We start from the raw sequence: 23536 nt of genomic DNA, 5'->3' as shown, positions 1-23536 counted from the left end.
CGGCCTGTCACAGCAGCGGGCTGCGCTGGCCGTCCAACTGGCCGAGGCGGAAGAGGCCTACCTGGCGCTGTACGACGCCGCCTGAGTGGCCTGGCCCGCGCGTCGGCTTCGGCGGCGCGGCTGGGCGACCTGCTCCCGGGACCCTCAGCCCCCGCGCGAAGCATGGAAAGGCGCACACTGGCGGCTCCTGCGGAGGAGTCGCCATGTCGCTTGCCCGCCTCCTGTCCTGCGTGCCGTTGGTGCTGACGACCGCCCTCGCGGCGACGCCCGTTGGTGCCAAGGAGCCGCCCATGACCCTGCGCCTGAGTTCGACCGCTTTCGCGCACGAAGGGGGCATGCCCGCGCGCCTGACGTGTGACGGGGAAGACCGGTCTCCGGACCTGCACTGGACGGGCCTGCCCGCCGGCACCCGCAGCCTGGCCCTTGTCGTGGACGATCCCGATGCGCCGGACCCGGCCGCGCCGCGCATGACCTGGGTGCATTGGGTGCTCTACAACCTGCCGGCCACCGCCGACGGCTTGGGCGAAGGGGGTTCCCGGCAGTTGCCGCCCGGCACCCGCGAGGGGGTCAACGATTGGGGCCGCACCGGGTACGGCGGCCCGTGTCCGCCGGTGGGCCGCCACCGCTACTTCCACAAGTTGTACGCGCTGGACGTGGTGCTGCCGGACCTGGGTCAGCCCGACAAGGCGCGCCTGATGAAGGCGATGGAGGGCCACATCCTCGGTCACACCGCGCTGGTCGGCACGTACCAGCGCGGACGTTGACCGGCGTCATTCACCCTTGAGGAAGTACTCCACCGTCGTCACCACGCGCACGGTCTTGACCTGCGGGCTGCCGCGATCCCGGTCGCTGATCGAGACCACGCCCTGATTGGCGCTGCGGATGCCGCCCAGTCGCGCACCGGAGTCCTTGGCGAACTGCTCGGCGGACTTGCGTGCATTGGCGGTGGCCTCGGCGATCAGCGCCGGCTTCACCGCATTGAGCTGGGTGTAATCGAAGGTCGGATCGCTGCCGCCGCCCTCCTGGCCGCCGATCAGGATGCCGCGGCTGACCAGTTCACCGGTGCGCCGCAGCGCGGCAATGGCGTCAGCCACACGGCCGGTGCGCAGGGTGACCGTGGTTGAGTAGCGGTAACGTTCCGGCGGCCGGTTCTCGCCATACGCCCAGGCCCAGCGATCCTCCAGCCTCGGCGGCGACACCACGATCTCCTCGGGCTTGAAACCGGCCTTGGCGAAAAACTCGCGGATGGTGACGGTGTTGGCATCCAGTTGCCGCTGCACCTGCGGCAGATCGTTGCCGGCCACGGTGTGCGACAACGGCCACACCACCAGGTCGGCGTCGACGATTTTCTCGGCCGAGCCTTTGACCGTGACGAAACGGTCCTGCGTCTTCAACCGCGCCATGCCGTCGGCGACGAACCAGCCGGCGCCGGCGAGGCCCAACGCCACCACCACCGCAGCGACCAGTGAACGGGACGAAGTCATCTTCTACCTCCTTGTGGACACCAGCATGGAGCATAGCGATGCGTGATGAACGGCGATTGGACCGTGGCCGGCGGATGGATGGCCCGATCGACCCCGCCACCCCCGGGCGGCGTCCGAAGCGCCGGCGAGACCGACGGCGTGTATCGTGGCGCCTTGATAACCGGCCACGACGCCCGCATCCAGCCGGCCGGGCGGCCAGATTCGCGCCGCACCGCCCGGAACCCCATCGCGCCGGGATAGCCACCCCGGTAGAACGTCGCACACCTATCCGTTGCTCGCCATGCCTATCTACGCTTTCGAATGCGCCGCCTGCGGCCACAGCTTCGACCGTCTGCAGAAGATGTCCGATGCCGACCCCACCGACTGCCCGGCCTGCGGGGCGCCGCAGGTGCGCCGCCAGCTGACCGCGCCGCAGTTCCGCTTGGCCGGCGGGGGCTGGTACGAGACCGACTTCAAGAAGGAAGGCGACAAGAAGCGCAACCTGGCGGGCGAGGGCAGTTCCGGCGCGCCCAAGGCGAGCGAGTCAAAGACCGCCGACGCCAAGCCCGCGGAATCCAAGCCGGCGCCCAAGGCCGCCAGCAGCGGCTGACGCTCAGCGTGCGCCGAACCGGGCGCGGCAACCGCCGCTGACCCAAAGGCCCACCCGCTCGTCATAGCCCCAGTTGATGCGCTCCACGCAGCGCGTCGACGACAGCAGCTCCAGCACGTACGGACGCCCTCGTCGGGCGTCCCACGCGCAGGTGGTGTGCCCGGGGCCGGTTGCGACGCACGTCACCGAGTACGGCCCGCCCGGACCCCAGCCCGGGCCGCGGCCCGGCCCGAACACCGCGCGGCACCCCTCATTCACCCAGACCGAGCCCCGGTTGGAGCCCCAGCTGCGGCCTTGGATGCACTGCGCGCTGGACAGCTGCCGCTCCAGGCGGGATGCACCGGCCCAGGGCGTGGGACAGGTCTTGAGCCGGGAGTGGGTGCTTTCACACGTCACCCGGTTGCCACCCCCGGCGGGCGGGGCAAACGCCTCGGCAAACTCGCCACGGCAGCCGTTGCCCACGTAGACCTGGCCCCACTGCGATTGCCAGGTCTGGCCTTCCACGCAATCCGCCCGCGACAGCTGGCGCACCAGGCGCGAATGGCCCTGCCACGGGGTGCGACAGGTGTGGCCGCGGCCGTCGCTGCTTTCGCAGCGCACGGTTTGTGACTGGGGCGGGGCGGGGGCAGGTCCACTGCCGCGCAGGGATTCGGCGATGTCGGACTTGATCCGGCTGAACCCCCAGTTGGAGCGGTTCACCTGGTCCAGATAGAAGCGCAACTGGTCGTCCGGGATGCGGCGCCCGCCGGACTGCTCCTCGTATTCCAGGCTGATCACCCGCACCTGGTCGTTGTACGACAAGGTCTTCAGGTTTTCGGGCGCGTAGGCACGCTGCGACTGCGCCCAGGTGGGCGCCGCCAGCACCAGTGAGCACAGCAGGGTCAGCAGCGGGAACAGGGTACGGCTCATGGTCGCTCCTTACGCTTGTCGTCATGCAGTGGTGGGTACGGCGGGGCGCGGGCTGGCCGGCCAAGGCCGGCACAAGCCGGCGGTCCGGGCCGCCAGTACGTGGCCGGACCAGTTAAAATGATGTGTTTGCCGGTGCTCGCCGGCCCTGCGGCCCCGCGGCCGCCGCAACCCCACCCGGAGTTCTGCATGCGTACCCACTTCTGCGGCCTCGTCGACGAGGCGCTGATCGGCCAGACCGTCACCCTGTGCGGCTGGGCCGACGTCGCCCGCGACCTGGGCGGCCTGTGCTTCATCGACCTGCGCGACCACGAAGGCATCGTCCAGATCGTCGCCGAGCCCGATGCGGCCACCGCCGGCAACGCCGAAGTGCTCGCCGCCGCCGCGGCCGTCGGCTACGAGGACTGCTTGCGCATCACCGGCGTGGTGCGCGCGCGCCATGCGGTCAACGACAAGATCAAGACCGGCAAGGTCGAAGTGGTCGCCACCAAGATCGAGCTGCTGAACAAGGCCGAGCCGCTGCCGTTCCACGCCCACGAGAACCCGGGCGAGGACATCCGCCTCAAGTACCGCTACCTGGACCTGCGCACCCCGGAAATGCAGCGCAAGATGCGCACCCGCACCAAACTGGTGTCGGCGCTGCGCCACTACCTCGACGCGCGCGGTTTCCAGGACATCGAGACCCCGATCCTGACCAAGGCCACCCCGGAAGGCGCGCGCGACTTCCTGGTGCCGGCGCGCATGCACCCGGGTGAGTTCTACGCCCTGCCGCAGTCGCCGCAGCTGTTCAAGCAGATCCTGATGATGGCGGGCTTCGACCGCTACTACCAGATCGCGCGCTGCTTCCGCGACGAGGCGCTGCGCGCCGACCGCCAGCTCGAGTTCACCCAGCTCGACATGGAGTTCGCGTGGGTCGGTGAGCGCGACGTGCAGGACCTCACCGAGGACATGATCCGCCACGTCTTCCGCGAAGTGATGGACGTGGAGCTCGCCGCGCAGTTCCCGCGCATGACCTACGCCGAGGCCATGCGCCGCTACGGCTCGGACAAGCCCGACCTGCGCATCGCGCTGGAATTCGTCGATGTCGCCGAGCTGGTGAAGGGCTGCGAGTTCAAGGTGTTCACCGACGCCGCCAGCGACGAGGATGGCCGCGTGGTTGCGCTGCGCATCCCGGGCGGCGCGTCGCTGTCGCGCAAGCAGATCGACGAATACGCCGCGCACGCCGCCAAGTACGGCGCCAAGGGCCTGGCCTACGTCAAGCTGGACGAGGCCGGCGCGATCAATTCGCCGATTGCCAAGTTCTTCACCGAGGACGCGTTCAAGGCGCTGCTGGAGGCCATCGGCCTGCAGAACGGCGACATCGCCTTCTTCGGCGCCGGCAAGTACAAGACGGTCAGCGACTTCATGGGCGCCCTGCGCCTTAAGGCCGGCAAGGACTTCAACCTGGTCGCCGATGGTTGGGCCCCGCTGTGGGTCACCGACTTCCCGATGTTTGAGTGGGACGACGAGGAAGGCCGCTACGTCGCGCTGCACCACCCGTTCACCGCACCGGCCGTGGATTCCATCGACGACCTGCGCGCCAACGCCAAGACCGCGGTGTCGCGCGGCTACGACATGGTGCTCAACGGCAACGAGATCGGCGGCGGCTCCATCCGCATCCACAACTCGGCGATGCAGTCGGCGGTGTTCGAGCTGCTCGGCATCGGCGCCGAGGAGGCTGCGGGCAAGTTCGGCTTCCTGCTGGACGCGCTGAAGTACGGCGCGCCGCCGCACGGTGGCATCGCCTTCGGCATCGACCGCATTGCCGCGCTGATGGCCGGCAGTGATTCGATCCGCGATGTCATCGCCTTCCCCAAGACCACCACCGCGCAGTGCCTGATGACCGATGCGCCGTCGCCGATCCCCGACGCGCAACTGGCCGAAGTGCACGTGCAGGTGCGTGAGGTCGCCCCCAAGGCCGGCTGATCGGATGCCCGCGAGGGCAGGCTTCCGCGCCTGCCCGGACCTCTCCCGTTTGTTTCGACGCGGCATGCGCCGCGTCCGTGTCCTGCCCCCAATTCCGGAGTCATCGCAATGACCGAGTTCGCTTTCGCCCTGCAGTGGGAAAAACTGGCCAATGAAGGCGCCGATGCGGGCCTGGTGACCGAGCGCGCCCGCGTGTTCGGCGGCTGGCTGGTGCGCGTGGGCATCGCCGCCAATGCCATGTCACTGGCGTTCGTGCCGGACGGCGAAGGCCGCTGGGATGGCGAGGACTTCGGCGAGGACGACTACGAGTACGAAGAGGACGAAGAAGGCGACGAGGACGAGGAAGGCGACGAAGAAGACGAGGACGAGGAATACGAAGACGACGAGGAAGAGGATGAGGATGAGGATGAGGGCAAGGCCTGATTTCCAGTCCCTGTCTCCGGCGATGCAGGGTGCGGCACGTGCCCTCTCCCCGAGTACGAGCCCTTCCTGCACCCATGCTGACGATTCGCCGCGCCACCGTTGACGACGCGCCGGTCCTCTCGGACCTGGCGCGTCGCACCTTCATTGAAACCTTCGGCCACCTGTACCCGCCCGAGGATCTCGCCGCGTTCCTCGACGACGCCTACGACGTCGAAAAGCAGCGCATCATCCTGGCCCACCCGGATTACGCGGTGTGGCTGCTGGAGGACGATGGCGTCGCGGTCGGCCATGCCGCCGCCGGACCGTGCGGATTGCCGCACCCGGACGTCCAGCCCGGCGACGGCGAACTCAAGCGCCTGTACGTACTGAAGCCTTACCAGAGCGGCGGTTGGGGTGGGCGCTTGTTCCAGACCGTGCTGGACTGGCTGGAACGCAATGGCCCCCGCACGCTGTGGATTGGCGTGTGGTCGGAAAACTTCGGTGCGCAGCGCTTCTACGCCCGCGCCGGGTTCGAACACGTGGGCGATTACGAGTTCCCCGTCGGCCGCGTCCGCGACCACGAATTCATCCTGCGACGCCTACCGCCGCGCTAGCGGGTTTGGGTGCACAATCGTCCCATCTCCAGGTCGAGGAGCAGGGTGATGGCACGACATCAGTCCACCGTGCGTTGGATGGGCGCGGCGCTCGTCGCCGTGCTGGCGGTTACCGGTTGCGCCAGTACCCCTGAGGCCACGGGGCCGGGCGCGTTGGCGGCCCAGGGGCCCGTCGCCGTGTCCTGGCGCGATCCCGCTGACTTCTCCGAGTCCACCTGGGGGGCCATGCCCACCGATCGCGGCACCTGGATCCGTCCGCTGGCCGAACACCTGCGCCAGCAGGCCGAGCGCCGGTTGCCGCCGGGCCATCGGCTCGAGGTCGAACTGCTGGACGTGGATCGCGCCGGCGAATACGAGCCCGCCCGATCCGCCGGGTCTACCGACCTGCGCATCGTCCGTGACGTCTATCCCCCGCGCATCCACCTGAAGTTCCGCCACGTTGATGCGATTGGCGCGGTCGTGGCCGAAGGCGAGCGCCGGCTGGTGGACGTGGGCTTCATGCTGCAGTCCACCGTCGCCGACACGGACCCGCTGCGATACGAGAAGCGCCTCATCGACGACTGGCTGCGCCGCGAGCTGGGCGCTCCGTGACCGCGCGCGGCGCGGCCGCCGCGCCTGGGGCCGCCGGTCGGCGGGTGTTGCTGCTGCCCGGGCTGTGGATGCCACGCGCCTCGATGCGCTGGCACGCGCATCGGCTCCGCCAAGCCGGCTACGCGCCGCATCTGTTTGGTTACGCGCCGGTGACGCAAGGCCCCGATGCGGTCTTGCCTGCCCTCGCCGAAGCCCTGCGAACCCCTAGCGACGTGGTTGCGCACAGCCTCGGCGGGCTGCTCGCACTGCGCACGCTGCAGCGCTATCCCGACCTCCCGGTGGGCCGGGTGGTCTGCCTGGGCTCGCCGCTGGCGGGCAGTGCCGCGGCCGGCGGACTGGCCAATCGCGCCCTGGGGGCCGCGTGCCTGGGGCGCTCCGCGGAACTGCTGCGTACGGGCTGTCCGGCGTGGCAGGGGGCTGCCGAGGTCGGGGTGGTCGCGGGCGAGCAACCCGTGGGGCTGGGACAGTTTTTCGGCCGTTTTCCCGGCCCAAGCGACGGCACGGTGGCTGTCGAGGAAACCCGTCTCCCCGGTCTGGCCGACCATGCCGTTATCCCCACCAGCCATTCGGGCCTGCTGTTTTCGGACGCAGCGGCGCGGCTGGCCTTGAGCTTCCTGGGCGAGGGGCGGTTCACGGCCCCGTCGCCGCCTGCCGGGGATCGCCCCGCGGGTCGGAGCGGCCCACACAGCGCGCGACCGCGGGCCGGCCTATAATTTCGCGCCGCAACATCCCTTTCCAGGACCGCTCAACCCTATGGCCGGCCATTCCAAGTGGGCCAACATCCAGCACCGCAAAGGCGCCCAAGACGCCAAGCGCGGCAAGATGTTCACCAAGATCATCCGTGAAATCTCCGTCGCCGCACGCACCAGTGGCGGCGACCCGGGCAACAACCCGCGCCTGCGCGTGGCCATCGACAAGGCGCTGGGCGCCAACATGTCCAAGGACGTGGTCGAGCGCGCCATCAAGAAAGCCACCGGCGAGCTGGAAGGCGTCAATTACGAGGAAATCCGCTACGAGGGCTACGCGCCCGGCGGCGTGGCCGTGATCGTCGACTGCCTGACCGACAACAAGGTCCGCACCGTGGCCGACGTGCGCCACGCCTTCAGCAAGTTCGGCGGCAACCTCGGCACCGACGGCTCGGTCGCCTTCATGTTCAAGAAGACCGGCGTGCTCAGCTTCGCGCCCGGCGCCAACGAAGAGCAGGTCACCGAAGCCGCGATCGAGGCCGGGGCCGACGACATCGTCGTCTACCCGGAGGACGGCTCGATCGACGTGCTGACCTCACCCGACGCCTTCGCCGCCGTGAAGGACGCAATGGACGCCGCCGGCCTCAAGGCCGACCAGGCCGAAGTCACCTATCGCGCCGACAACGACATCGCCGTCACGGGCGAGACCGCGCAGCAGGTGGCCAAGCTGCTGGACTGGCTCGAAGACCTGGACGACGTGCAGAACGTGTACTCCAACGCCGACCTGGGCGAGGACGCCTACGCCTGACGGCGGAGGCCATGACGTGACCCGCATCCTCGGCATCGACCCGGGTTCGCAGCGCACCGGCGTGGGCATCATTGATGTCGCGCCCGGCGGCCGCTGCACCTACGTGCACTGCGAAGCCCTCGTGCTGCTCGACGCCGAGGATTTCCCGTCGCGGCTGGGGCTGCTGTGCGAAGGCCTGGAGCGCGTGCTGGACGAATGGCAGCCGCAGGAAGTGGCCATCGAAAGCGTGTTCATGGACAAGTCCGCGATGTCGGCGCTGAAACTGGGCCACGCTCGCGGTGCCGCGCTGGCCACGGTGGTGCGGCGCAAGGTGCCCATCGCCGAATACGGCCCGCGCGTGGTCAAGCAGTCGCTGGTTGGCCGCGGCGCCGCCGACAAGGACCAGGTGCAGCACATGGTGCGCCTGCTGCTGAACCTGCCGGCCATGAAACTGCAGGCCGACGCGGCCGATGCACTGGCCATCGCCCTGACCCACGCGCACATGCGCGAAACCGCCGCGCGCACCGGCGTGGCCACCGCGCTGCTGCGCCGCAAGGGAACATGACCGCATGATCGGACGACTCAAGGGCATCCTGGTCCACAAACAGCCGCCGTGGCTGGTGGTGGACGTGCACGGCGTGGGCTACGAACTGGAGGCGCCGATGAGCACCTTCTACGACCTGCCCGACCTCGGCCGCGAAGTGGCGCTGTTCACCCACTACGCGCAGAAGGAAGACAGCGTGTCGCTGTACGGCTTCCTGCGCGAGGCCGAGCGCCGCCTGTTCCGCGATGTGCAGAAGGTCACCGGCATCGGCGCGAAGATCGCGCTGGCGGTGTTGTCCGGTGTCAGCGTGGACGAGTTCGCCCGCATGGTGCAGGCCGGCGACATCACTGCGCTGACCCGCATCCCCGGCATCGGCAAGAAGACCGCCGAGCGCATGGTCGTGGAGCTGCGCGACCGTGCCGCCGACCTGGCCGGCGCGGGCACCACGCTCAACGTGCCCGGTGCCCCCGCCGACGCGCAGTCCGAGGCGGTCATCGCCCTGCAGCAGCTGGGCTACAAGCCGGCCGAAGCCGCCCGCATGGCGCGCGACGCCACCGAGGCCGGCGACGATGCCGCCACCATCATCCGCAAAGCGCTAAAGTCCGCGCTTCGCTGACCTGTCGGCGGCCAGGACGGCCGCCCTCCAAGCAGACCACTCCATGGCCTCCACCGTTCCCGCCACCCCGGCATCGCACGACTCTTCCCACGGCCACGGCAAGCAGGGGCTGGCCGGCCTGGTCGTCGGCGCCATTGGCGTCGTCTTCGGCGACATCGGTACCAGCCCGCTGTACACGTTGAAGGAGGCGTTCTCGCCGCACTTCGGCCTGGTGGGCAACCACGACACCGTGCTGGGCATCCTGTCGCTGGTGTTCTGGGCGCTGATGATCGTGGTGACGCTCAAGTACGTCAGCATCATCATGCGCGCCGACAACGAAGGCGAGGGCGGCATCATGGCATTGATGACGCTGGCCCAGCGCACCCTGGCCAAGGGCGGCAGGTCAGCCTACGTGGTCGGCCTCCTTGGCATCTTCGGCGCGTCGCTGTTCTTCGGCGACAGCGTCATCACTCCGGCGATCTCGGTGCTGGGTGCGGTCGAGGGCCTGGAGGTCGCGGCGCCGGGCCTGCACCAGTACATCGTGCCCGTCACCCTATTGATCCTGGTGGTCGTGTTCCTCGGTCAGCGCTATGGCACCGAGAAGGTCGGCAAGGTGTTCGGCCCGATCACCGTGCTGTGGTTCCTGGCGCTGGCGGCGATCGGCATCCACAACATCATCGACGAGCCAGAAGTGCTGAAGGCGCTCAACCCGCTGTGGGGTGCGCGCTTCTTCCTCGAACACGGCTCGCATTCGGTGCTGATCCTGGGCGTGGTGGTGCTGGCGGTGACCGGCGGCGAGGCGCTGTACGCCGACATGGGCCATTTTGGCGCCAAGCCGATCCGCTACGGCTGGTACATCCTGGTGCTGCCGTCGCTGATGCTGAACTACCTGGGGCAGGGCGCATTCGTGCTTGGGCACCCGGACGCGGTGATCAACCCGTTCTATGAATCGGTGCCGCGCTGGGCGCTGTATCCGATGATCGCGCTGGCGACAGCCGCGGCGGTGATCGCCTCGCAGGCGGTGATCACCGGTGCCTATTCGGTGGCGCGCCAGGCGATGCAGCTGGGCTACATCCCGCGGATGGCGATCAAGCACACCTCCAGTTCAACCATCGGCCAGATCTACATCCCGTACATCAACTGGCTGCTGATGATCATGGTGATCGCGGTGGTGCTGATGTTCCGCAGTTCCACCGCGCTGGCCTCGGCGTACGGCATCTCGGTGTCGGCCACCATGCTCATCGACACCCTGCTGCTGGCGCTGGTCGCCAACGCGCTGTGGCCCAAGTGGCGCCTGTGGGTGCTGCCGCTGTGCGTGGTGTTCTTCATCGTCGACCTGGGTTTCGTGATCGCCAATGGCGCCAAGTTCTTCGACGGCGCCTGGTTCCCGGTGATGCTGGGCCTGTTCGTGTTCACCCTGCTGCGCACCTGGCGCCGCGGCCGTGAGCTGCTGGGGGCCGAGATCCAGAAGGAAGGCATCCAGCTCGACAGCTTCCTGCCGGGCCTGATGCTGGCGCCGCCGGTACGGGTGCCGGGCACGGCGGTGTTCATGACCGCGCAGAAGGGCGTGGTGCCGCATGCACTGCTGCATAACCTCAAGCACAACAAGGTGTTGCACGAGCGCAACGTCTTCCTGACGGTGGATACGCTGAAAGTGCCCTATGCGCCCAGGGACAAACGCCTGAAGATCGACGAGATCGGGGACGACTTCTACCGCGTGCTGGTGCGTTTTGGCTTCATGGAGACGCCGGACGTACCGCTGGCCCTGATGCGCTCGTGTGACAAGGGCGGCATCTATTTCGATCCGATGGACACCACGTATTTCGCCAGCCGCGAGACGGTGGTGGCCAGCGCGCACCGCGGCATGCCGGTGTGGCGCGATCGCCTGTTCGCCTTCATGCACCGCAATGCGGCGCCGGCGACGGGCTTCTTCCGGATTCCGGGTAACCGGCTGGTGGAGCTGGGGGCGCAGGTCGAGATCTGACGGCCACGCGCTGGCGGCGCGGCCTTGAATCCGGCCGGCGCTGCCGGCATCTGGACGGGATGGCCACGATCCCGTTCTCCCTGCTCGACCTGGCGCCGGTAACCGAGGGCAGCACCCCGGCACAGGCCTTCGCCAACACCCTCGACCTGGCACGCCACGCCGAGGCGCTGGGCTACACCCGCTACTGGCTGGCCGAGCACCACAACATGCCGGGCATCGCCAGCGCCGCTACCGCCGTGCTGATCGGCCACGTGGCTTCGGGTACCACGCGGATCCGGGTGGGTGCGGGCGGGGTGATGCTGCCGAATCACGCCCCGCTGCAGGTCGCCGAGCAGTTCGGCACGCTCGCCTCGCTGTACCCCGGCCGCATCGACCTGGGCCTGGGCCGCGCGCCGGGCACCGACCACGCCACCGCGCGCGCCCTGCGCCGCTATTACGACAGCGCCGACGCCTTCCCGCAGGACGTGCAGGAGGTACTGCACTACTTCGCGCCGGTGCAGCCGGGGCAAGCGGTGCAGGCCGTACCCGGCGGTGGGATCGAGGTGCCGGTGTGGATCCTCGGCTCCAGTCTGTTCGGTGCGCGGCTGGCGGCGGCGTTGGGACTGCCGTACGCGTTTGCCTCGCATTTCGCCCCCGCTGCGATGACCGAGGCGCTGGCCCTGTACCACCGCGACTTCCGGCCATCGGCGCGGCTGCGGCAACCGCACGCGATGCTGGCCCTGAGCGTGATCGGTGCCGATACCCGCGCCGAGGCCACGCGCTTGTTCACCACCCTGCAGCAGAGCTTCGTCCGCTCGCGCCGGGGGCAACCGGGCCTGATCCCGCCCCCGGTGGACGACATCGATGCGTTCTGCACGCCCGCCGAGAAGGCAACGGCGATGCAGGCGCTGGCGTGCAGCGTGGTCGGCGATGCCCAAGACCTGCGCGAAGGCATCGTCGACTTCATCCGGCGCCATCGCCCCGACGAGCTGATGCTGACTGGCAACATCTTCGACCACGAGGCGCGCAAGCACTCCCTTCGGTTGGCCCGCCAGGCATTCGACGGAGTGGCTTGAGCGACAGGGCCGCCCGGGTCCATCCCGCGCGGGCACGGCACCTCAATGCAGGTCACGGAATCGTGTGCCAGCGGTGCTGGCGCGCATCGGGCCGTGCGAACATAGCCGCATGAACGACCCCCGCATCATCGCCCCCGGCGCCACCCGCGAAGACGAAGCGATCGAAGCCTCCATCCGCCCCAAGCGGCTGGACGAGTACCTCGGCCAAGCCCCCGTCCGCGAGCAGATGAAGATCTACATCGAGGCCGCCAAGGGCCGCGGTGAGGCGCTCGACCACGTGCTGATCTTCGGCCCGCCGGGCTTGGGCAAGACCACGCTCAGCCACGTCATCGCCAACGAGCTGGGCGTCAACCTGCGCCAGACCTCCGGCCCGGTGATCGAGAAGGCGGGCGACCTCGCGGCGCTGCTGACCAACCTGCAACCGCACGACGTGCTGTTCGTCGACGAGATCCACCGCCTCTCGCCGGCCATCGAGGAAGTGCTGTACCCGGCGATGGAGGATTTCCAGATCGACATCATGATCGGCGAGGGCCCGGCCGCGCGCTCGATCAAGCTCGACCTGCCGCCGTTCACCCTGATCGGGGCCACCACCCGCGCCGGCCTGCTGACCGCGCCGCTGCGCGACCGCTTCGGCATCGTCCAGCGCCTGGAGTTCTACGACGCCGAGGAGCTGACGCGGATCGTGCGCCGTTCCTCGCAGATCCTCGGGATCAGCTGCGAGCCGGAGGGCGCGGCGGAGATCGCCAAGCGCTCGCGCGGCACCCCCCGCATCGCCAACCGCCTGCTGCGCCGCGTGCGCGACTACGCGCAGGTGAAAACCGGCGGCGGCATCACCCGCGACGCCGCCGATGCGGCCATGGCCATGCTGAAGGTCGACCCGGAGGGCTTCGACGACCTCGACCGCCGCCTGGTCCGCACCATCATCGAGTCCTTCGATGGCGGCCCGGTCGGCGTGGAGTCGCTGGCCGCGGCGCTCAGCGAAGAGCGCGGCACGCTGGAAGACGTGATCGAGCCGTACCTGATCCAACAGGGCTACCTCATCCGCACCGCGCGTGGCCGCATGGCCACGGCCAAGGCCTATCGCCACATCGGCCTCAAGCCCAAAGCGGGAACGGGTGGGCTTTTCGAGAGTGACGTCGATGCCGGTTGAGCCTTCGTTCAGTTGGCCTGCACGCGTTTACTGGGAAGATACCGACGCAGGTGGCGTGGTCTACCACGCGCAGTACCTGGCCTTCATGGAACGCGCCCGCACCGAATGGATGCGCGCGCAGGGCTATGGTCAGGAACTGCTGCGCAACGAATACGGTCTGGTGTTCGTGGTGCGTGCGATGGAGATCGACTTCCTCAAGCCGGCGCGGCTGGACGATGCACTGTCCGTCACCGCGGCGGTGCAGGGTTGCCGCAAGGCCAGCCTGGTGTTCGCGCAGTCCATCCGCCGTGGCGATGAACTGCTGCTCACCGCGCAGGTCCGGATCGCCGCGCTGCATGCGGACAGCTTCCGGCCGCGGGGCATCCCCCAGCCGTTGCTGGCCCAGCTGCAGGCCCACTCGTTGCAGAACACCGAAGAACCCCCGTCGACGTAACCACCGTCGCCATCGCAAGGCCCCCACGGGCACGGAGAACCAAGCATGACCTACCTGCTGACCGCGCTGCAGGCCACCGCCGAAGCCCTTCCCGAAGAAGCGCCTGCCAGCACGGTCGCCGACACTGCCACGGCCGTGGCAGCGACGGGCGACAACGGCCTCAACCTGCTGCAGCTGATCCTGCACGCCAGCCTGCCGGTGCAGCTGGTGATGGCGATCCTGCTGCTGGCCTCGGTCGCCTCGTGGGCGATCATCTTCCGCAAAAAGGCCGTGCTCGACCGTGCCGCCAAGGAAGCCGACCAGTTCGAGGAGCGCTTCTGGTCGGGTGCGGAGTTGTCCAAGCTGTATGCCGGCGCCACCGAGCGCAACCGCGACATCAGCGGCATGGAGGCGATCTTCGAGGCCGGGTTCCGCGAGTTCAACCGGGTGCGCCAGCGTCGTGGCGTGGACACCCGTGCGCAGCTCGAGGGCGCCCAGCGCGCCATGCGCGCCACCGGCTCGCGCGAGATCGACGGGCTGGAGCATAACCTCGAGTTCCTGGCCAACGTGGGCTCGATCAGTCCCTACATCGGCCTGTTCGGCACGGTGTGGGGCATCATGATCTCGTTCCAGGGCCTGGCCCAGTTGAAGGAAGCGACCATTGCCACCGTCGCGCCCGGCATCTCCGAGGCGCTGGTCGCCACGGCGATGGGCCTGTTCGCCGCGATCCCGGCGGTGTGGGCCTACAACCGCTTCGCCACCAAGGTCGACCGCATCTCGGTGCGTTACGACGCGTTTTCCGAGGAGTTCTCCTCGATCCTGCAGCGCCAGTCGCACCTCGACGAGGCCTGATCGATGGCCGGCATTTCCTCCGGGCGTCGCCGCAAGCGCAAGCTCAAGGCCGAGATCAACGTCGTTCCCTACATCGACGTGATGCTGGTGCTGCTGATCATCTTCATGGTCACCGCGCCGCTGCTCAACCTGGGCGTGGATATCGACCTGCCGCAGTCCGACGCGAAGTCGATCCAGGAGAAGAAGGATCCGATCGTGGTCAGCGTGGACCGCGACGGCAACCTGTTCCTGGCGGTGGAAGCGGGCAGCAACGAGGCCGTCACGGCGCAGGCGCTGGAGGCGAAGCTGCGCGCCATCGTCCACCAGGACCCGAAGGCCGCGGTGTACGTGGCCGGTGACGCCACCGCCAACTACCAGCGGGTGATGGACGCGATGGTGCTGCTGCAGCGTGCCGGCGTTGAAAAGGTGGGCCTGATGAGCCAGCCCAAGCAGGACGCCGCGCGATGAGGGAAACCCGCGCCGATACCTCGCGCGCGATCGGACTGGCGTTGCTGTTGCACGCGCTGGTGTTCCTGGCGATGTTCGCCGGGCTGTGGTGGACGAAGACGCAGCGTCCCGTATCGGCGGCCGGTTCGCCGGTGGGCGCCGAACTGGTGGATGCGGGCGACCTGTCCGCGGCGATGCAGCGCACGCTGGCCGATCGCCCGGAACCGGTGGCCGAACCCGAGCCGATGCCAGCGCCGGTGGAGGAGGAAGCCGCGCCCCTGCCGCAGCCGCTGCCCGAGCCGGTGCCCCAGGATGAGGTCGCGCCGCGCCAGGCCGCGCCGCAGGACTTCATCCCCAACCCCGAGGATCGGAGCCAGGACGCGGTGGTCGAGCGGCCGACGCCCAAGCCGGCCACCGAGACCAAACCGCAGGAAGCAAAGCGCCGCCAGGAACAGGTGGACCTGACCGAACAGAAGCGCCAGGAAGAGGCCGAGCGCAAGCAGCGCCTGGCCAAGCAGGAAGAGGACCGGCAGAAGCAGATTGCCGAGATCAAGCGCCTGCGCGCGCTGGCCGCGCGCGATGCCAAGGTCGCGCGCGCCGAACTGGACCGCATTGCCAATGCGCGCGCCGCCGGGGCCGCGGAAGAGGCCGCGCGCTCGGATGCCGGGGCCAGTGGCGCACGCGCCGGCAGCGGCGGCGTCGACCAGGGGCTGCTGGCGCAGTACGTCGCCGCCCTGCAGGCGGCGATCAACGCGAAATGGACGCGTCCCGAATCCGTCCCCGTGGGCGCCCCTTGCCGGCTCGTGATCCGCCAGTTGCCGGGCGGCAACGTCATGGACGTACAAGTGGCGTCGCCCTGTGGCTATGACGAGGCGGGGCAGGAGTCGATCAAGCGCGCCGTGCTCAAGGCCGATCCCTTGCCGTACGCCGGTTTCGAGTCCGTGTTCAACCGTAACCTGACCATCAACTTCCGCGCCCAGGATCGGTGAGCGCGCTTTGCCGGGTCAGTGGGTTAGGTATTCGTTAAGCTTTGAGGCCGCGTTCACGGCCAAGCTGTTAAGACTGTTCATGTTGACCGGATGGACCTGCCGATGACTCGAACGACGCCCTGGTGGGCCGCGCTGCTTGCCCTGTTGCTCCCCTTTGCCGCCGCCGCGCAGCAGCAGGGCCTGGAAATCGATGTGATCGGCGGCAACGCTGCGGCACTGCCCATCGCCATCGTGCCGATGCCGTATCAGGGCAGCGCCGGCGCCCCCTCGGCCGACGTCGCACAGGTCATCAAGGCTGATCTCGAGCGCTCTGGCCAGTTCCGCGGCCTGCCGGACCGGGATCTTGTTGAGCGACCGACCCGCGGCAGCGAGGTCAACTACCCGACGTGGCGTGCCCTCAACCAGGATTACCTGCTGGTGGGTCGCGTCCTCGACGGCGGCCTCGGCAGCTACCGCGTGGAATACGAGCTGTTCGACGTGGCCAAGCAGCAGCGCCTGCTGGGGTTCGCCATCACCGCGCGCAGCAACGCGATGCGTGACGTGGCGCACCAGATCGCCGACGCGGTATACGAGAAGATCCTCGGGGTTCGCGGTGCGTTCTTCACCCGCATCGCCTATGTCACCGCCACCGGCGTGGGCCAGGGGGCGCGATACGCGCTGATGGTTGCCGACAGCGATGGCTTCAACCCGCAGGCGGTGGTCAATTCCTCCCAGCCCATCCTGTCGCCCTCGTGGAGTCCGGACGGCAACCGCCTGGCCTATGTCACCTTCGAGAACGGAAGCTCCACCATCTTCGTGCAGGACATCAACACCGGCCACCGTGAGTCGATTGCCCGGTACCGCGGCATCAACGGTGCGCCTGCGTTCTCACCCGACGGCCGCCGCATGGCGATGACGCTGTCGCGCAGCGGCAACCCCGAGGTCTATGTGATGGACCTGGGCAGCCGCGCGCTGACCCAGCTGACCAACCACTTCGGCATCGACACCGAGCCGGTGTGGAGCGCCGACGGCGGCAGCGTGTACTTCACCTCAGACCGTGGCGGCCGCCCGCAGATCTACCAGGTCTCCGCCAGTGGCGGCAGCGCTAGCCGCGTGACGTTCCAAGGCAGCTACAACGCCAGCGCGACCGTGTCTGCCGACGGCAAGAAGATCGCGACCGCGCAGGGCACCGGTAACAACTACCGGGTCGCGCTGATGGACGCCAGCTTTGGCACACCGCGCTGGAGTACGCTGTCGCCCGGCTCGCTGGACGAGTCGCCCAGCTTCGCCCCCAACGCCTCGATGGTGCTCTATGCGGCCCGCGAGGGGCAGCGTGGCGTGCTGTACGCGGTGTCGGCCGATGCCCGGGTGCGGCAGCGTTTGGTCCTGTCGGGTGGCGACGTCCGCGAACCCGCGTGGGGGCCGTACCGGCTCCCGGCCGCGCAGTAACCCGCGCCGAAACCCGGCGCCCGAGTTCCTTCCGGTTGGGCCAGAGCGCCCGGCTCAATCCACCCCGCACCATGTATTGACGAGGAGTCACCATGAACAGCACCGTCCGTATCGCCCTCGCCGCCGTGCTTTGCACCGCCGCCGTCGCCTGCTCGAAGAAGGTCAAGGAGGCCCCGCCGGCCGACACCACGACCGGCGAAACCCCGGTGGTCACCACCCCCGCGCCGACCACCCCCGGCATGTACGGCCCGGCCGACCTCGATACCGACGCCTGCCTGCGCCAGCGCGTGATCTACTTCGACTTCGACCAGGACGTGCTGCGTCCGGAGTTCCAGGCGGCCGTGGGCTGCCACGCCAAGTACCTGCGTGACCGCCCGACCGCGCGCATGACCCTTCAGGGCCACGCCGACGAGCGCGGCAGCCGCGAGTACAACCTTGGCCTGGGCGAGCGCCGCGGCAATGCCGTGTCGTCGGCCCTGCAGGCCAACGGCGGCTCGGCCAGCCAGCAGATGGTGAACAGCTCCGGCGAGGAAATGCCGGTCTGCACCGAGTCCAGCGAGGACTGCTGGGCCAAGAACCGTCGCGTCGAGATCATCTACACCGCGAAGTGATGATCGGAATGCGCGGACTCTTTGTCAGTGCAACCCTGGTGGCGGCCCTCGTGGCCGCCACCCCCGCGTCGGCGCAGCGCGCAAGCCTCGCCGACCGCGTGGCCGTGCTGGAGCAGCGGGCCGGCGACAACCAGGCCAACATGGCGCTGCTCAATGAAGTGAACCAGCTCAAGGCCGAAGTGCGGGCGCTGAGGGCCCAGGTCGAGGAATTGCAGCAGCTGACGCAGCAGTTGCAGGAGTCGGGCAAGCGCCAGTACCTGGATATCGACGACCGGTTGAACCGTCTGGAAGTCGGTGGCGCACCGGCCGTCCCGGCCACGCCGCCGAAGGGGAGCACACCCGGGGCCAAGCCGGCCGCCCAGCCGGTCTCGGCCGCCGTTCCGGCGCCCGCCGAGCGGGCACCGAGCGTCCATGGCGACGCCGGCAAGCTGCGTGAGGGGGCCGGCGAGCGCGCGGCCTACGACGCGGCCTTCGCCACGCTCAAGGCCGGGCGGTACGCCGATGCGTCCAGCCAGTTCCTGGCGTTCCTGCAGCAGCACCCCAATGGCGTGTATACGCCCAACGCCCTGTATTGGCTGGGCGAGAGCTACTACGTCACCCAGAACTACGAGCCGGCGCTCGAGCAGTTCCAGGCGCTGGTGGACCGCTACCCGACCCACGACAAGGCCCCCGGGGCATTGCTGAAGGTGGGCCTGGCGCAGCAGGGGCTGAAACGACTGGACGCCGCCGAGCGCACCTTCGGGTCGGTGGTGGCGCGCTACCCCGACACCGATGCCGCCCGGGTCGCCCAGGACCGCCTGCGCGCGCTGGAACTCGGCCGCCTCGGCGGCTCGCGCTAAAATACCCCCATGAGCACCGTTTCCCCCGAGGCGGCCGCGGCGTCGCCCGAGCGGCTGCGGTTGACCGAAATCTTCCTGTCGCTGCAAGGCGAGTCGCGCACCATCGGCTGGCCGACCGTGTTCGTGCGCCTGACCGGCTGCCCGCTGCGCTGCCAGTACTGCGACACCGCGTACGCCTTCCACGGTGGCCAGTGGTGGGACTTTGACGCGATTCTCTCCGAAGTGGCCCAGCACGGCGCGCGCCATGTGTGCGTGACCGGCGGCGAGCCGTTGGCGCAGAAGCGCTGCGTCGAGTTGTTGCGGCGCCTGTGCGATGAAGGCTACGACGTGTCGCTGGAGACCTCCGGCGCCATCGACATCGGCGCAGTGGACCCACGCGTGTCGCGCGTGCTGGACATCAAGACGCCCGGTTCGGGCGAGGTCGCCCGCAACCTGTGGTCCAACCTGCCGCTGCTCACCGCGAACGATCAGGTGAAGTTCGTGATCTGCAGCCGCGAGGACTACGACTGGGCCAAGGCCATCGTGGCCGAGCATGCGCTGACGCAGGTGTGCGACGTGCTGTTCTCGCCCAGCTTCAGCCAGGTCGATCCGAGCGCGCTGGCCGACTGGATCGTGACCGATCGTCTGCCGGTGCGCTTCCAGCTGCAGTTGCACAAGATCCTGTGGAATGACGAGCCGGGGCGTTGAGCCCGCGACCGTCGTGAGGGTGCTTTTCCGCGCGGCCCTGGGCTGCGGCTTGTGGTCGATGTGAAGTGTCGGCCGGTAGGGAGTGTCGAATGAAAAAGGCCGTCGTTCTGGTATCCGGGGGCATGGACTCCGCCGTGGTCATAGCGATCGCGCGCGAGCAGGGGTTCGCCGTGCATGCGCTGAGCGTCCGCTATGGCCAGCGCCACACCTCCGAGCTGGATGCCGCCGACCGCGTGTCCAAGGCGTTGGGTGCAGTGGCGCACAAGACCGTCAACGTGGACCTGCGCAGCATCGGTGGCTCGGCGCTCACTGACGACATCGACGTGCCGCTGGACACCGACGGCCACCCCGTGGGGCAGGCCGCGGCCAAGGACGCCATCCCGGTGACGTACGTGCCGGCGCGCAACACGATCATGCTGTCGATCGCGCTGGGCTGGGCCGAAGTGCTGGGCGCCAATGACATCTTCTGCGGTGTCAACGCGGTGGACTACTCGGGCTACCCCGATTGCCGGCCGGAATTCGTGGCGGCGTTCGAACAGCTGGCCAACCTGGCCACCAAGGCCGGCGTGGAAGGCGCGGGACTGCGTGTGCATGCGCCGCTGCAGTTCATGAGCAAGGCCGACATCGTGCGCGAGGGGCTGCGCCTGGGCGTGGACTTCGCGCAGACGGTGTCGTGCTACCAGGCCGATGACGCCGGTCGGGCCTGCGGGCATTGCGACGCATGCCGCCTGCGGGCCGAGGGGTTCGCGGCGGCGGGCGTGGCCGACCCCACGCGATACGCCTGACGCGGTACTGAATCGAGGCATCCGCGGCCGCCGCCGCGCGGGTTGCGCACCCCTGCATCCATCGCGCCGCTGCGCTAGAATGCACGACCCGGCGCAAGGCCGGGTCGCGATGGGTCGTTAGCTCAGTCGGTAGAGCATCGGACTTTTAATCCGCTGGTCGTCAGTTCGATTCTGACACGACCCACCAATCAAATCAGTACCTTGCGTGGAGGCGGTGGTGAAAAAATCACCGCCTCCGTAATTCACTCCGTAAAACCCGAAGGTTTCACGCGGGGTACGGACTTGTCGTACACCTTCATCATCGCGTCCGAGACCCCCAGCGCATCCTGCCGCTGGCCCTTGTCTCCAACCGCATCCGTGCCGCCCTTGCGCTTCAGGTCATGCAGGCTGAAGCGTTCCTCTGCGGTCAAAATCCCCTCTCGCATTGCCAGCTTCACCAGCCGTTGCCACGCGGTATCCAGCCCTGACTTGCTCAGGGGCTCGCCCCCGCTGGCAAGGAAAATCACGCGATCCTCGGGCCGGATCAGTTCAGGGGCCGCGCCTCGCGTCTGTCGGCGCAGGGCTAGGGCCGCATCCCATACGGCCTTGAGGCGGGGTGTCCACTCCACCAGGCTGTCGCGGCTGCGCTTGCGGCGGTTGGTCAAGATGCCATCGGCCTCCGCGTTCGCCTCCGTGAGCGTGATGGTCTCAATCCCGCGCAGGCGGCACAGATAGCCCAACTCCATGACCAGCCATAGGTACGGGGCCACGCTGCCCGCCGTTCGCGCTGTACGCGCCCCACGGTCGCGGGCGAAGGTCAGCAGGCGGGTATAGGCGTCCGTCGTCGGCAGGCGTTGTCTCTGGCGTTCCTTGGCCTGTTTCACGCCCTTGGCCGGGTTCTCGGTGACGTGGCCGCGCGCGATGCCCCAGCCGAACACCAGCCGCAGGTATCGCAGCACCTTGTTGGCCTTCGTCGGCGTGCCTTCCGCGCGCAGCCGGTCCACGATGCGGTGAATGTGCGGCGGGCGCAGGCGGGCCGGGTCCAGTCGGCCAAACGTGCCACCCGTGGCTGTGGGCAGGTTCAGCGCCACGTCGCGGCTGTATTCGTAATCGGCCTTCGTGAGCTTCGCCAGTTGGGCAAAGTCGGGGCTGGCGTGGTACTGCTCGCACAGCCATTGCACCGTGCCACGCGGCTTGTTGCCTTCCGCCAGTGAATGCAGATCGGACAGCTTCAGGCCGCGCCCACCCAACGGAATACGGCGCTTCACTGATCCTGGCGGGTTGAGCATGTACCAGCGCCCGTTGCCGCTGGCGTCCCAATAGACGCCCTTCGGAATCGCCTTTTGGTCGATGTGTGGCGGGATGGTGGAATTATGCTTGCGCGGGCGCGGTGCCATCAGATCATCTCAGCCGGGTAAGCGTCATCATTGGAGGCCAGCCCCAGCGCACGATTCAACGCCGGAACCGTCGTCCACAGGCCACCCCGGCACGCACGTACCGGGATGCCGTTATCCGTGGCCCAGCGTTCCACGTCTGCGCGGCGGTCATAGCCCGAAATCCGTTGCAGGTCGCAGAACTCCAATACCGGGCCAATCATGGCTTTACATGCTCCCATGCGCTGCCCTTCTGTCCCGGCTCATTGCTGCCGGTGCAGGCGTGGCGGTGGTCGTTGGCTTTCGGGCATCGCTTGTTGCCGCAGTCGGGGCACAGCGCCATGCGAACCGTCACCGGGTCACACGTCAGGCACCAACAGGCAGGCATGACCTCCAAGCGACACAACTTCTCGCCGTTCATCTTCACGTCAACGCTGCGCTCGCCGTCGTCTGTCCAGTCGAACGTCTCAAACCGCATGGCTTGCACGCTGTCGCCGCCGACGAGGTGCGCCATTTCCAGCGCATAGCGCAGATCGCGCAGCATGACGTCGATGCGGTCATGCGGGATCGTGAGCAAGTCACTCATCGTCCGCAGCCGATACGTGGCGCAATCACTCATCACAACCTCCCACTTGCAGTAGTAGTTCACGGCTTGGCCTTGGCGATTGCCGCATCAACGATGCTGTCGAACTCGTTGGGGTGCGCCCACCCGAGCTCTTCCCAGTCATCGCCGCAGTCGTCCCGCAGCCACCTGTATCTAGCAGCATCCCTCGCCATCTCCCGCAGCTCGGGGAGGAGGGCGTTTAGGTCATCGGCACAATCAGCGTATGGGCCGCCAAATCCGTACCACTGTTTCACCAGCCTCTCAATCGCGTTCATTCGGTTGGCTCCTTGGCCTTTTTCGGCACTAGCGGAATGTCCAGCACGCGACCGCACCAGTCGAATAACTGCGCGAACAGCTTGGGCGCAACGTCGAAAATCGCGGCGAACAGGTTGGCAACCGGCACAACGGACACGAAGGCATAACCGACCAGCGTGCCAATCGTGATCTTCGGGTAGTAGAACCCCACGGTCGGCTTACGTGCCGCTTCGGCTCGGTCTGCCAGGTCAGCGCGGTACATGGAAATACTGCGAACCAAGTAGCCATAGGCGCACAACGCCAGCGGCATCCAGTACAGCGCGAGTGCAAGCCAGCTATTCCACGCTGGCAGGTGTTGGGTGATGACGTTCATTCGGCATCCTGTAGTGCTGCGTCCGCCATGCCTCGCAGGGTCACGGCGTTTCGGAACGTGGAATCTCGGATGGCCCGCAACGCCCCCTCCAACCGCTCGATGCGGCGCTGGGCGGTGGTGTATGCGTTGTAGCGGACGATCACCACGTCGCGGTCCATGAAGTTCCAACCAGCGGCTACGCCGACTTCCCGCACGTAATCGCCATCCTCATCGAACAAGGCGAGCAAGCCACCGCCGATGTGTCGCATGTGCTTCTGCATCACCCTCGCCCCTCCTGGGTGGGGATCTGCGATGCCCGAACCCGGTGTCGCAGCTGCTTGATGCGGATGCGCAGGTTGAGCAGTCGGTCCTCGCTGGACGGCCAGCCCGTGTCCCACAAGTTGAGCCCGCCGTAGCTGTTCGGGTGCGGGCCGCCCATCCCGTTCTCGATCTTGTGCCGGAGTCGCTTCCCGCAGGCGTGGCTGCAGCACAGGTGGTTGTGGCCCCACGACGAATCGCTCATGACCCCGCCGCGCTTGCCGCAGTTGGCGCAAGGATCGGGCTGGCGGTAGTTGTAGTGGCTGCAGCCCAT

The 23536-nt window shown here is 68.2% G+C and carries 31 protein-coding genes and 1 tRNA gene; 23 read left to right on the top strand and 9 right to left on the bottom strand.

Translation table 11 applies throughout. The features are described from left to right. Positions 1–203: 203 nt before the first annotated feature. Positions 204–764: a YbhB/YbcL family Raf kinase inhibitor-like protein gene (locus tag ACYVBS_RS02665; RefSeq protein ID WP_460821576.1), complete on the top strand. Its 561-nt coding sequence runs from the start codon at positions 204–206 to the stop codon at positions 762–764. A gap of 6 nt (positions 765–770) precedes the next feature. Here ACYVBS_RS02665 and ACYVBS_RS02660 read toward each other — a convergent pair whose 3' ends face one another. Then, positions 771–1484, bottom strand: coding sequence for an SIMPL domain-containing protein (locus ACYVBS_RS02660; RefSeq protein WP_460821575.1), 714 nt, complete (start codon positions 1482–1484; stop codon positions 771–773). Positions 1485–1764: 280 nt separating this feature from the next. Here ACYVBS_RS02660 and ACYVBS_RS02655 point away from each other — a divergent pair, with 280 nt between their 5' ends. Next, the gene (locus tag ACYVBS_RS02655) at positions 1765–2073 is read left to right on the top strand and encodes an FmdB family zinc ribbon protein (RefSeq protein WP_460821573.1); all 309 of its coding nucleotides are present in this window, start codon (positions 1765–1767) and stop codon (positions 2071–2073) included. Positions 2074–2076: 3 nt separating this feature from the next. Here ACYVBS_RS02655 and ACYVBS_RS02650 read toward each other — a convergent pair whose 3' ends face one another. Next, complete coding sequence (locus ACYVBS_RS02650) at positions 2077–2982, bottom strand: DUF3011 domain-containing protein (protein WP_460821572.1); 906 nt, start codon at positions 2980–2982, stop codon at positions 2077–2079. Between the two features lie 186 nt (positions 2983–3168). Between ACYVBS_RS02650 and aspS the strand changes: the two genes are divergently transcribed. The 21 genes from aspS (at position 3169) to ACYVBS_RS02545 (ending at position 20568) form a co-directional block, all read left to right on the top strand. Continuing rightward, positions 3169–4944 (top strand): aspartate--tRNA ligase, encoded by a 1776-nt coding sequence (gene aspS / locus ACYVBS_RS02645; protein ID WP_460821571.1) that lies wholly within the window; start codon positions 3169–3171, stop codon positions 4942–4944. A 108-nt stretch (positions 4945–5052) separates the two neighbouring features. After that, positions 5053–5367, top strand: coding sequence for a DNA primase (locus ACYVBS_RS02640; RefSeq protein WP_460821570.1), 315 nt, complete (start codon positions 5053–5055; stop codon positions 5365–5367). A 74-nt stretch (positions 5368–5441) separates the two neighbouring features. Beyond that, positions 5442–5960, top strand: a complete 519-nt coding sequence (locus ACYVBS_RS02635) for a GNAT family N-acetyltransferase (RefSeq protein WP_460821569.1) — start codon at positions 5442–5444, stop codon at positions 5958–5960. Positions 5961–6008: 48 nt separating this feature from the next. After that, entirely contained in the window at positions 6009–6551 is a 543-nt protein-coding gene (locus ACYVBS_RS02630; protein ID WP_460821568.1) for a DUF3016 domain-containing protein, read from the top strand. A gap of 68 nt (positions 6552–6619) precedes the next feature. Next, complete coding sequence (locus ACYVBS_RS02625; RefSeq protein ID WP_460821567.1) at positions 6620–7264, top strand: esterase/lipase family protein; 645 nt, start codon at positions 6620–6622, stop codon at positions 7262–7264. 40 nt (positions 7265–7304) lie between these two features. Next, on the top strand, positions 7305–8045 hold the full coding sequence (locus tag ACYVBS_RS02620; protein WP_460821566.1) for a YebC/PmpR family DNA-binding transcriptional regulator: 741 nt from the start codon (positions 7305–7307) through the stop codon (positions 8043–8045). Between the two features lie 16 nt (positions 8046–8061). Then, a complete protein-coding gene (gene ruvC, locus ACYVBS_RS02615) occupies positions 8062–8589 on the top strand; it encodes a crossover junction endodeoxyribonuclease RuvC (protein WP_460821564.1) in 528 nt (175 codons plus the stop codon). Positions 8590–8593: 4 nt separating this feature from the next. Next, positions 8594–9184 carry a Holliday junction branch migration protein RuvA gene (gene ruvA / locus ACYVBS_RS02610; RefSeq protein WP_460821563.1) on the top strand — a complete coding sequence of 197 codons (591 nt, stop codon included), beginning with the start codon at positions 8594–8596 and terminating at the stop codon, positions 9182–9184. A 43-nt stretch (positions 9185–9227) separates the two neighbouring features. After that, on the top strand, positions 9228–11147 hold the full coding sequence (locus ACYVBS_RS02605; protein WP_460821562.1) for a potassium transporter Kup: 1920 nt from the start codon (positions 9228–9230) through the stop codon (positions 11145–11147). A 59-nt stretch (positions 11148–11206) separates the two neighbouring features. Next, complete coding sequence (locus tag ACYVBS_RS02600; protein ID WP_460821561.1) at positions 11207–12202, top strand: LLM class flavin-dependent oxidoreductase; 996 nt, start codon at positions 11207–11209, stop codon at positions 12200–12202. 109 nt (positions 12203–12311) lie between these two features. Further along, entirely contained in the window at positions 12312–13352 is a 1041-nt protein-coding gene (gene ruvB / locus ACYVBS_RS02595) for a Holliday junction branch migration DNA helicase RuvB (protein WP_460821560.1), read from the top strand. Further along, positions 13342–13785 carry a tol-pal system-associated acyl-CoA thioesterase gene (gene ybgC, locus ACYVBS_RS02590; RefSeq protein WP_460821559.1) on the top strand — a complete coding sequence of 148 codons (444 nt, stop codon included), beginning with the start codon at positions 13342–13344 and terminating at the stop codon, positions 13783–13785. Before ruvB ends, ybgC begins: the two co-directional genes overlap by 11 nt. Positions 13786–13830: 45 nt before the next feature. Further along, positions 13831–14616, top strand: a complete 786-nt coding sequence (gene tolQ / locus ACYVBS_RS02585) for a protein TolQ (protein WP_460821558.1) — start codon at positions 13831–13833, stop codon at positions 14614–14616. Between the two features lie 3 nt (positions 14617–14619). After that, positions 14620–15063 carry a protein TolR gene (gene tolR, locus ACYVBS_RS02580; RefSeq protein ID WP_460821557.1) on the top strand — a complete coding sequence of 148 codons (444 nt, stop codon included), beginning with the start codon at positions 14620–14622 and terminating at the stop codon, positions 15061–15063. Next, positions 15060–16031, top strand: a complete 972-nt coding sequence (gene tolA / locus ACYVBS_RS02575) for a cell envelope integrity protein TolA (RefSeq protein WP_460821556.1) — start codon at positions 15060–15062, stop codon at positions 16029–16031. The genes tolR and tolA overlap by 4 nt, the downstream gene beginning before the upstream one ends. Before the next feature lie 102 nt (positions 16032–16133). Beyond that, the gene (gene tolB / locus ACYVBS_RS02570; protein ID WP_460821555.1) at positions 16134–17459 is read left to right on the top strand and encodes a Tol-Pal system beta propeller repeat protein TolB; all 1326 of its coding nucleotides are present in this window, start codon (positions 16134–16136) and stop codon (positions 17457–17459) included. 92 nt (positions 17460–17551) lie between these two features. Continuing rightward, positions 17552–18070, top strand: a complete 519-nt coding sequence (locus tag ACYVBS_RS02565) for a peptidoglycan-associated lipoprotein (protein ID WP_460821554.1) — start codon at positions 17552–17554, stop codon at positions 18068–18070. Between the two features lie 8 nt (positions 18071–18078). Continuing rightward, a complete protein-coding gene (gene ybgF, locus ACYVBS_RS02560) occupies positions 18079–18909 on the top strand; it encodes a tol-pal system protein YbgF (protein ID WP_460821553.1) in 831 nt (276 codons plus the stop codon). Positions 18910–18918: 9 nt separating this feature from the next. Continuing rightward, on the top strand, positions 18919–19596 hold the full coding sequence (gene queE, locus ACYVBS_RS02555; RefSeq protein WP_460821552.1) for a 7-carboxy-7-deazaguanine synthase QueE: 678 nt from the start codon (positions 18919–18921) through the stop codon (positions 19594–19596). 89 nt (positions 19597–19685) lie between these two features. Further along, entirely contained in the window at positions 19686–20381 is a 696-nt protein-coding gene (gene queC, locus ACYVBS_RS02550) for a 7-cyano-7-deazaguanine synthase QueC (RefSeq protein ID WP_460821551.1), read from the top strand. Between the two features lie 111 nt (positions 20382–20492). Next, positions 20493–20568 (top strand) — tRNA-Lys (locus ACYVBS_RS02545). A 55-nt stretch (positions 20569–20623) separates the two neighbouring features. Here ACYVBS_RS02545 and ACYVBS_RS02540 read toward each other — a convergent pair. The 7 genes from ACYVBS_RS02540 to ACYVBS_RS02510 are packed head-to-tail and all read right to left on the bottom strand — an operon-like array spanning position 20624 to position 23536. After that, a complete protein-coding gene (locus tag ACYVBS_RS02540; protein ID WP_460821549.1) occupies positions 20624–21757 on the bottom strand; it encodes a site-specific integrase in 1134 nt (377 codons plus the stop codon). Then, positions 21757–21957: a hypothetical protein gene (locus ACYVBS_RS02535; RefSeq protein ID WP_460821548.1), complete on the bottom strand. Its 201-nt coding sequence runs from the start codon at positions 21955–21957 to the stop codon at positions 21757–21759. Before ACYVBS_RS02535 ends, ACYVBS_RS02540 begins: the two co-directional genes overlap by 1 nt. Further along, positions 21954–22319: a hypothetical protein gene (locus tag ACYVBS_RS02530; protein ID WP_460821547.1), complete on the bottom strand. Its 366-nt coding sequence runs from the start codon at positions 22317–22319 to the stop codon at positions 21954–21956. The genes ACYVBS_RS02535 and ACYVBS_RS02530 overlap by 4 nt, the downstream gene beginning before the upstream one ends. Before the next feature lie 59 nt (positions 22320–22378). After that, positions 22379–22612 carry a hypothetical protein gene (locus ACYVBS_RS02525; RefSeq protein ID WP_460821546.1) on the bottom strand — a complete coding sequence of 78 codons (234 nt, stop codon included), beginning with the start codon at positions 22610–22612 and terminating at the stop codon, positions 22379–22381. Beyond that, positions 22609–22965, bottom strand: a complete 357-nt coding sequence (locus ACYVBS_RS02520; protein ID WP_460821545.1) for a hypothetical protein — start codon at positions 22963–22965, stop codon at positions 22609–22611. The genes ACYVBS_RS02525 and ACYVBS_RS02520 overlap by 4 nt, the downstream gene beginning before the upstream one ends. After that, the gene (locus tag ACYVBS_RS02515) at positions 22962–23225 is read right to left on the bottom strand and encodes a hypothetical protein (protein WP_460821544.1); all 264 of its coding nucleotides are present in this window, start codon (positions 23223–23225) and stop codon (positions 22962–22964) included. The genes ACYVBS_RS02520 and ACYVBS_RS02515 overlap by 4 nt, the downstream gene beginning before the upstream one ends. Further along, positions 23225–23536 carry a hypothetical protein gene (locus tag ACYVBS_RS02510; RefSeq protein ID WP_460821543.1) on the bottom strand — a complete coding sequence of 104 codons (312 nt, stop codon included), beginning with the start codon at positions 23534–23536 and terminating at the stop codon, positions 23225–23227. The genes ACYVBS_RS02515 and ACYVBS_RS02510 overlap by 1 nt, the downstream gene beginning before the upstream one ends.

Source organism: Lysobacter olei, assembly GCF_054777355.1.
This window is presented reverse-complemented; position numbering and strand designations above follow the sequence as displayed.